Source organism: Acinetobacter sp. ANC 4648, from assembly GCF_002135345.1.
GTDB lineage: Bacteria > Pseudomonadota > Gammaproteobacteria > Pseudomonadales > Moraxellaceae > Acinetobacter.
In genome coordinates this window covers 42,648-51,142 of the sequence record NZ_NEGI01000011.1, presented here as the reverse complement: position 1 = coordinate 51,142, position 8,495 = coordinate 42,648, and the positions used below count along the sequence as shown (strand labels likewise).

Annotated in this window: 6 protein-coding genes; 2 read left to right on the top strand and 4 right to left on the bottom strand. The window is 37.2% G+C overall.

Annotated elements, in window-relative coordinates:
- Positions 1-671 precede the first annotated feature (671 nt).
- The 4 genes from B9T27_RS14485 to B9T27_RS14470 form a co-directional block, all read right to left on the bottom strand.
- The gene (locus tag B9T27_RS14485; RefSeq protein ID WP_086207514.1) at positions 672-1,967 is read right to left on the bottom strand and encodes a lytic murein transglycosylase; all 1,296 of its coding nucleotides are present in this window, start codon (positions 1,965-1,967) and stop codon (positions 672-674) included.
- Positions 1,968-2,603: 636 nt separating this feature from the next.
- The gene (locus B9T27_RS14480; RefSeq protein ID WP_086207513.1) at positions 2,604-3,725 is read right to left on the bottom strand and encodes a 5-(carboxyamino)imidazole ribonucleotide synthase; all 1,122 of its coding nucleotides are present in this window, start codon (positions 3,723-3,725) and stop codon (positions 2,604-2,606) included.
- Positions 3,726-3,751: 26 nt separating this feature from the next.
- The gene (gene purE, locus B9T27_RS14475; RefSeq protein WP_086192221.1) at positions 3,752-4,264 is read right to left on the bottom strand and encodes a 5-(carboxyamino)imidazole ribonucleotide mutase; all 513 of its coding nucleotides are present in this window, start codon (positions 4,262-4,264) and stop codon (positions 3,752-3,754) included.
- A gap of 282 nt (positions 4,265-4,546) precedes the next feature.
- On the bottom strand, positions 4,547-4,891 hold the full coding sequence (locus B9T27_RS14470) for a DMT family protein (protein WP_086207512.1): 345 nt from the start codon (positions 4,889-4,891) through the stop codon (positions 4,547-4,549).
- A gap of 379 nt (positions 4,892-5,270) precedes the next feature.
- Between B9T27_RS14470 and mpl the strand changes: the two genes are divergently transcribed.
- Positions 5,271-6,638, top strand: a complete 1,368-nt coding sequence (gene mpl, locus B9T27_RS14465) for a UDP-N-acetylmuramate:L-alanyl-gamma-D-glutamyl-meso-diaminopimelate ligase (protein ID WP_086207511.1) — start codon at positions 5,271-5,273, stop codon at positions 6,636-6,638.
- Between the two features lie 776 nt (positions 6,639-7,414).
- A complete protein-coding gene (locus tag B9T27_RS14460; protein WP_086207510.1) occupies positions 7,415-8,485 on the top strand; it encodes a zinc-dependent alcohol dehydrogenase family protein in 1,071 nt (356 codons plus the stop codon).
- The last annotated feature ends 10 nt before the right edge of the window (positions 8,486-8,495 follow it).

Here is an 8,495-nt window from a genome sequence, read left to right as displayed (position 1 = left end):
AACATCACCGCCGATGGATACGCATTATAGGGGAAAAAATTTCCTACGCAACCCCTTTCTTTAATTAATTTATTCAAATGGTGGTTTTTTCTACCATTTCGCTAAAAAACTGCATTTTTATTCTATTTTTTAATCATTTTTATAAAAAAATTTCACATATTTCATATTTCATGCAGCTATTTTCTATCTATATTGCACTTTCAAAGCCAACTTAGCACCACTTACTATTATGTATTAAACAATTTTTTCAATATTGCTAAAAATTATCCTTAAACACTCTAAAAGTACATATTATTTACATAATCTAAATATAAGCAGCATCAAGCCCCTATAGATTTTCCGTACTTATATATAGACAAGACTCCAAATACATCACCTTCTCTAGTTTTCTATATTTAAATATCTCAATAATCTTAAATCCACCATTAAAGCAAAGCTAATTCCTCACAAAAAAGGAAAAAACAAAGGCCTCATCAACATCAATGAATTAAAGCAGTATTTTTCAAACCAAATAAACCACATTCATTAATATAAAAATCGTATTTATTATCGATAACCATATAAAGATATTGAAAAGCTCAGAATATAATGACACCCAACCAACTATATTCTTAAACCCAAAATAAAAAAGGCCGCCTTAAATAGCTGCCCCTTTATAGTACTTAATAAACCTATTTCATTATCTGCTTTGCTGAAGCCTGTCTAAAGACCTGTAAAACTTGCTGTCCTGCTCGCCCAGTGGGACTTAAACCAAGCTTTATCTGCTCCTGACGAATCGCCTGACGGGTTTTATCTCCAATCAATCCATCAGCATCACCAATGTCATAACCTTTTTGCAATAAGAACTTTTGAATTTCACGCCGCTCTGCACGTGAAGTACCTGCATCATCAGTTGGCCAAGCCGTCACAAATGCCCCCTTACCTTGTAAACGATCAGATAAATGTGCGATGGCCAATGCATAACTTTCCGCTGCGTTATAACCATAAATTGCATCAAAATTCTTAAAGACTAAAAATGCAGGACCCGTTGCTCCAGCTGGCATCATCAATCCTGCTTGAGAGCTGCTAGATAAATTACCTTGTATTAAAGGACTGCCATCCACACGGGTAAAACCACGTTCCGACCATGAACCTAATGACTTCTTATTACGACGACTTTCCGCACCCACCGATGTAGCATCAGGAATTTTAACCTCAAAGCCCCATGGCATACCTGTTTGCCACCCACCTTGTTTAAGGAAGTTTGCAGTCGAAGCGAGTGCATCAGCTGTGCTTGAAACTAGATCACGACGACCATCACCATCAAAATCAACCGCTAAACGCTCATAAGTCGATGGCATAAACTGAGTATGTCCAAAAGCACCCGCCCATGAACCCTTGAGCTGATCTTCACGCAAATCACCTCGCTGTAAAATTCGCATGGTGGCAAAAAACTCACCACGGAAATAATTTTGACGGCGCCCCTCACAACTCAAAGTACCCAAGGCTTGTAATAAAGGATATTTTCCTGAAATTTCACCAAAATTACTTTCCACTCCCCATACCGCCACCACAGTTTCTGCAGGAACACCATAAGCTGCTTGCACACGATTAAGTACATCACGATGCTGCGCTAACATTTGTCGACCCTTCTGCACACGCTCTTCATCAACCAACCCAGAAAGATAATCCCAAATAGGAGTTGAAAATTCGGGTTGATAATTCAGCTTTTCAATCACGGAATAATCTGGCGTCAAATTTTGCGTATATCGATCATATATAGCAGCACTCACACCCGAAGTGATTGCTGCTGTACGTAAATTTGCGAGACAACTTTGAAAATTATTATTCGGAGAAAAATCTGTACTCTTAACTGCACTCGGAACTGAAACGACCGAAGGCATTACTGTGCCATTAATAACAAGTTCAGCATGTGTCTGAGTCACTGCCATAAAAAATGAACTGAGGACTAAAGGTAAACGTTTCATAATACCCACAAGATAGTTTTAAATTTAAATTATCTATCCACCTTAACATTGCAAAACAAAAATAACTGAAGCAAAACGTAAAATTTGAATTCATAATCATTCGACTTTAAATTCAAAACGCTTATCTACCCCCACACAAAACAAGTTTTGAATTCAAAAACTCAACCAATAAATTAAATTCAAAGTAGATCTTTTAAATTTAAATATTTATCCACAGCACACCATTTATCAAAACAGAGATGAAATACAATTTAAACCTCAACAACTGTGGATAACTAATGGTTTTTTGATATTTTATTTTTTAAATTCATTTCATCAAAAATTTAAATTTAAAAATTAATCATCCATCTCCATGTGGATAACTTATTTTATCGTTAGTTTCACAACAATTTTTAAATTTAAATACTAGAACCTTGTTTTATATTTCCATCGATCTTTTTATAGGCAATTTTTTATATTTAATATCGTTTTTTCTGCACATAAAGAACTCTAAATGCATTTCTAGGATTGCAAATCACAAGCTCATTCATTCTCAATGAATGAGCCAGTCCTCAGAAGGATGGCAATCATACCGAAATATAGACAATAAAAAAGCGGTCATTGCTATGACCGCTTTTTTAACACTCAAACCTGAGTTTAAATGCTCATTTCTTCACTAAGCGCGAGAGGCTCAGGCAAAATTTTGGCTAATTGACGACATAAAGTCGTAAGTTCAGTGCTGTCATTCGGCATTAAAGTGATATGACCAATTTTACGTCCTGCACGTTCAGATTTATTATACAGGTGTAAATGTGCGCCATTTAAAGCTAAAACATCTTCAGATTTTGGATATTGACCAATAATATTGATCATCACTGTTGGACGAACCACTTCAGTCGAACCTAGTGGTAAACCTGCCACCGCACGAATATGATTTTCGAACTGTGAGCAAATCGCACCTTCAATCGACCAGTGGCCTGAGTTGTGCACACGGGGTGCCATCTCGTTGGCATATAAACCTTGATCGGTTACAAACAATTCAAGCGTCAATACACCAACATAATTCAAATGATTCAGCAAACGAGTGATGTAATCTTGCGCCACAGGCTGTAAATCTGCACTATTCGGTGCTGGTACAATTGAATGCGACAAAATACCATGGTGATGATGATTTTCAGCCAATGGCCAAGTTTTTACGTCACCATTTTGGCCACGTACTGCAATGATCGAAACTTCACGTGAAAAGGTCACGAAACTTTCTGCAATTAAACTTTTGGCTGGACCGAGTTCTGCCCAAGCTTGTTCAATTTGATCTTCAGAGCGAAGGACAAATTGACCTTTACCGTCATAACCGCCCATCACCGTTTTTAAAACAATCGGTAAACCTAGTTCAGCAACAGCCTGCTTTAGACTTTCTAATGAATCAACCGCTCTATACGGTGCAACAGGAATATCTAATTCATCAAATAGTGCTTTTTCTGACAAACGACGTTGTGCAATAGCTAAAGCTTGACGAGGAGGATGTAAATCTTTTTGCTTAGTAAGTACATCTACATCTATTAATGGCGTATTTTCAAACTCAAGGCTGAAAACATCTGCGCTATTGATAAAATCCTGTAAACCATTTTCAGCTTTGCTTGAAATGACTTGGCCTAAGGCAGCCGATGGACAATCTGCATTTTCTTCAAAGAAAGTACATTGAATATTCAGGGGTAGCGCAGCTTGTGCCATCATACGACCCAATTGACCACCACCAAAAATACCGATGGTTTTATCCATAATCTTTATCCCATTTAAGCTTGGCTTTAGATTTGACCCGGAATATTTTTGCTTGCGACTTTTTCAGTTTGCGCAGCACGAAATTCAGCAACATTTTTTGCAATTTCAGGACGTGTGAGACCTAAAATTTGTGCTGCCATAATTGCCGCATTGGTTGCGCCAGCAGGACCAATCGCTAATGTGCCAACTGCAATACCTGCTGGCATTTGCACGATAGAAAGCAATGAATCGACACCATTTAAAATAGACGATTTCACAGGAACGCCCAGTACAGGTAAATCAGTTTTTGCTGCACACATACCTGGTAAATGCGCTGCACCACCTGCACCTGCAATAATTACCTGAATACCACGTTCACGTGCTGTTTCAGCATATTCAAATAAACGGTCAGGCGTACGATGTGCAGACACGACTTCAGCTTCAAAAGGGACACCAAGCTGTTTCAGCATATTGGCAGTGTGTTCTAAAGTTGCCCAATCAGATTGAGAACCCATGATAATTCCAACTAGAGGAGCATCTTGTGCAGCGGCCGCATTCATTGCAAATATTCCATAAACCAATGTAAGGAAGGATAAATCTTGACGATAGCCAAGCTTTAAATGAATCAGAAGCTCAGTATTATAGACTGAAAATTCATCTCACGAAAATTTAACAGATACTGTGCCGCTATATTTTCGATATTTTTTAAAAAAATAATTCATTCGAGCTTTTTTAAAGTATTAATGATGCGATTAAAAAGTGATATGTATCTCAGTGTTGGGTTGTAAATATAATCATGTAGAATTCTCAATGTTTTAAATTTATTCTATTTTGCGTCTTATTTACTGGCTTCTAAAAACAAAATAAATACAGCCAAAAAGACATAATCCGGCCCACACATAATCTAATTTAAATGGCTGTTTAAACAATAAAATCATAAAGGGTACAAACACCAGTAAAGTCACGACTTCTTGAGTAATCTTCATCTGACCCAAAGACCAACCCTGTTGTGCCAATAAACGTGTAGCAGGAATCATAAAACTGTATTCAAGCAGGGCGATTGCCCATCCAAAGAGAATGGCTTGCCACAATGGTGCATTATGTAAAAACTTAAGATGACCGTACCAAGCCAACGTCATAAAGCAATTGGAGAGGATGAGTAAAAATAGAGGAAGGGATAAAGCCATTTTTAAAAGATAAGGAGGAAAACATGGCAATAGATTACACGCTTAGCCTTAAAAAATAATAGAGCAATCGACAATATAAATTTATAGAAAGCCCTGATTAAGGTTAATACAATTCGATCACACCAACAGTATTCTGAACACAAATTAGATATTCCGTTTCAATTTTTTCAAATTAAAATCAGTACAGAGCAAATATTAAATCAGAAAATATTCTTCTTATCTTCACTCATATTTCATGCTCAACGGCATAGCCAAAAACATACCAAGAAAAACTATCTTTTCACGAAAAGCCTTGATATCGTTGCTTTCAAATCAAATTAATCACGACAACAGCACAAAAAATTAAGTGATGTGTCTAAAAAGCAGTGGAGTTAAGTGTATGCATCTGCATATTTTGGGTATTTGTGGCACCTTTATGGGTTCTTTGGCGCTATTAGCACGAGATTTAGGGCACAAAGTGACGGGTTCAGATGCAAACGTCTATCCACCGATGTCAACCCAACTTGAAAATGCAGGCATTACCTTAATGCAAGGCTATGACCGTAGCCATTTACAACCCCATCCTGATTTGGTGATTGTCGGTAATGCAATGAAACGCGGTATTGATGCTGTGGAATATATGCTAAATGAAGGTCTAGCTTATATTTCAGGTCCACAATTCCTCGCTGATCATGTTCTACAAGGCAAGCATGTCCTTGGTGTTGCAGGGACGCATGGTAAAACCACGACCACCACGATGTTGGCTTGGGTACTCGATCAAGCGGGTTTAAATCCAGGCTTCTTGATTGGTGGTGTACCTTTAGGCTTTAAGGAAAGTGCACGTTTAGGTGGTGGCAAATATTTCTGTGTTGAAGCCGATGAATACGATTCTGCATTTTTCGACAAACGCTCTAAGTTCGTACATTACCATCCTAAAACAGCTATATTAAATAATCTTGAATTTGATCATGCCGATATTTTTGATGACTTAGCTGCGATTCAAAAACAATTCCATCATTTAGTCCGTACCATTCCAAGTGAAGGTCGCATTATTGCACCAATTACTGAAAACAATATTGACGAAGTATTAGAAATGGGTTGCTGGACACCTGTAGTTCGTACTTCATTAGATGCTAATGATGCTGCTGAAGTCTATGCAGAACAGTTAGTCGTAGATGGTTCACACTTTAAAGTCCTACAACACGGTGTAGTGAAAGGCGAAGTGAAATGGAACATGACAGGGCAACATAGTGTTGCTAATGCTTTGGCAACCATTGCTGCTGCTGAGCATGTTGGTGTTTCAATTGAAACGGCTTGTGAAGCATTGTCGAATTTTGGTGGCGTAAAACGTCGTATGGAATTACTGGGTACAGTAAATGGTATCGAAGTGTATGATGACTTTGCCCACCATCCAACAGCGATTGATACAACTTTGGAAGGTGCTCGTAAGCGTTTAGCTGAACGTAAACTTTGGGCGATTATTGAACCTCGTTCAAATACCATGCGTATGGGTAGCCATAAAGATGGGTTAGCGTATTCGGCTCGTTTGGCTGATGAAGTCATTTGGTACCAACCAGAAGGCTTAGACTGGGATTTACAACCGGTGATTGATGCTGCAACTAATAAAGCAGTTATTGCCCGGACTTTGGATGACATTATTCAAACGCTAGTGTCACAAGCAGGTGAGGGTGATGCGGTAGTAATTATGTCAAATGGCGGTTTTGGTGGATTACATCAAAAATTAATAACCGCATTAAAAATAAAATAAGTGATTTTAAAGAATGAAGCCCACAATGTGGGCTTTTTTATCATCAAAACAAACATTTTGGGTCATGATATAGCCAATGCTTTTCAGAAAATTAAATTTTGTATGAATGATTAACATCAATTATTGAGTCAATCGAGACTCTATTCCCAAATATTCAAAATCATTTAACTTGAGCCAACCTTCAATAATTTCACTTTCTGAATCCTGACGTTTACTGTAATACATGACATAGATCCATTCTTACTGAGCAACATCTTTATATAAATCATAAGCTGTTACATTATCATCATGAGTAATAAATAAATTTTTAGTGTTACAAAATACATAAGGCGCTGAATAAAAATATACACGTTGCTTAGATTTAACTGCCATTCTCCAGCGAGGAAAAGACTGACTGTCTTCTTTTGAACACACTCATTCAGAACAAAGCAATCAACTGCATAAAGGACACTGGTGCTAGAACATAGAAGAGTGATTAAAACCCATTTGTTTATCATGTTATGTCTTCAAAATTCTATAAAGTATTTCAATAATTCAAAATAAAATAAAAAATCTAAGCATGCTGAACTTAACTTTATATACACAATTCTGAAGTCATTTACTTTAATTTTGAAATATTTTTACACAAAGCTCCACGTAGAACAAAACATTACCAGCACTTTTCCTACTGAGTTTATTTTAACAAAATGATAGCTTAAAAAAACAACCAAAAAGCCTTATGACGAATAAAGTGTTTTACACCACTTTAATTAATAATCACAAGAAGGAACAACAACATGAAAGCAATGGTTTACTACGGTCAAAATGATATTCGCTTTGAAGAACGTCCTCACCCACAAATTATTGAACCATCTGATGCTGTAATACGCGTAACAAAAACCACAATTTGTGGTACAGATCTTGGAATCTGGAAAGGTAAAAATCCAGAAATTGAAGAGCAAGCTATTAAAAAGGCAGGTCAATTCAATGGTCGAATCTTAGGCCATGAAGGTATTGGTATTGTTGAAGAAGTTGGATCTGCTGTTAAAAATTTTAAGAAAGGTGACCGTGTCATTATTTCCTGTGTCAGCCGTTGTGGCACATGTGAAAACTGTCAAAAGCAACTCTACGCACATTGCCGTAATGAAGGTGGCTGGATCATGGGTTATATGATTGATGGTACACATGCAGAATATGTTCGCACTCCATTTGCAGACACTTCACTTTATCTACTCCCTGATGATTTAAACGAAGAAGTCGCGGTATTTTTATCTGATGTATTACCAACAGCGCATGAAATTGGTGTGCAATATGGTGATGTTAAACCTGGAGATAGTATTGCAATTGTTGGTACTGGACCAATTGGAATGGGCTGTTTATTGACAGCACAATTTTATTCACCTGCAACGATTATTGCTATTGATATGGATGATAATCGCTTAAAACTGGCTAAAGAATTAGGTGCGACCCATATTATTAATTCTAGTCGTGAAAATGCCATTCAACGCGTATTAGAAATCACGGAAGATCGTGGTGTAGACTGTGCCATTGAAGCTGTAGGTATTGAAACCACTTGGAATACCTGTCAGCATATTGTCAAAGAAGGCGGACATATTGCGAATGTTGGTGTGCATGGTAAATCAGTAAATTTTGAATTGAATAAACTTTGGATTAAGAACCTCACTATTACCACTGGTTTAGTCAATGCCAATACGACGGGTATGCTGTTAAAAACATGCTGTTCTGGAAAGTTACCATTAGAAAAACTTGCAACCCACCATTTTAAATTTTCAGAATTTGAAAAAGCCTACGATGTGTTTAAACATGCTGCCGATGAAAATGCGATGAAGGTAATTATTAATCACTAATTCAACGCTT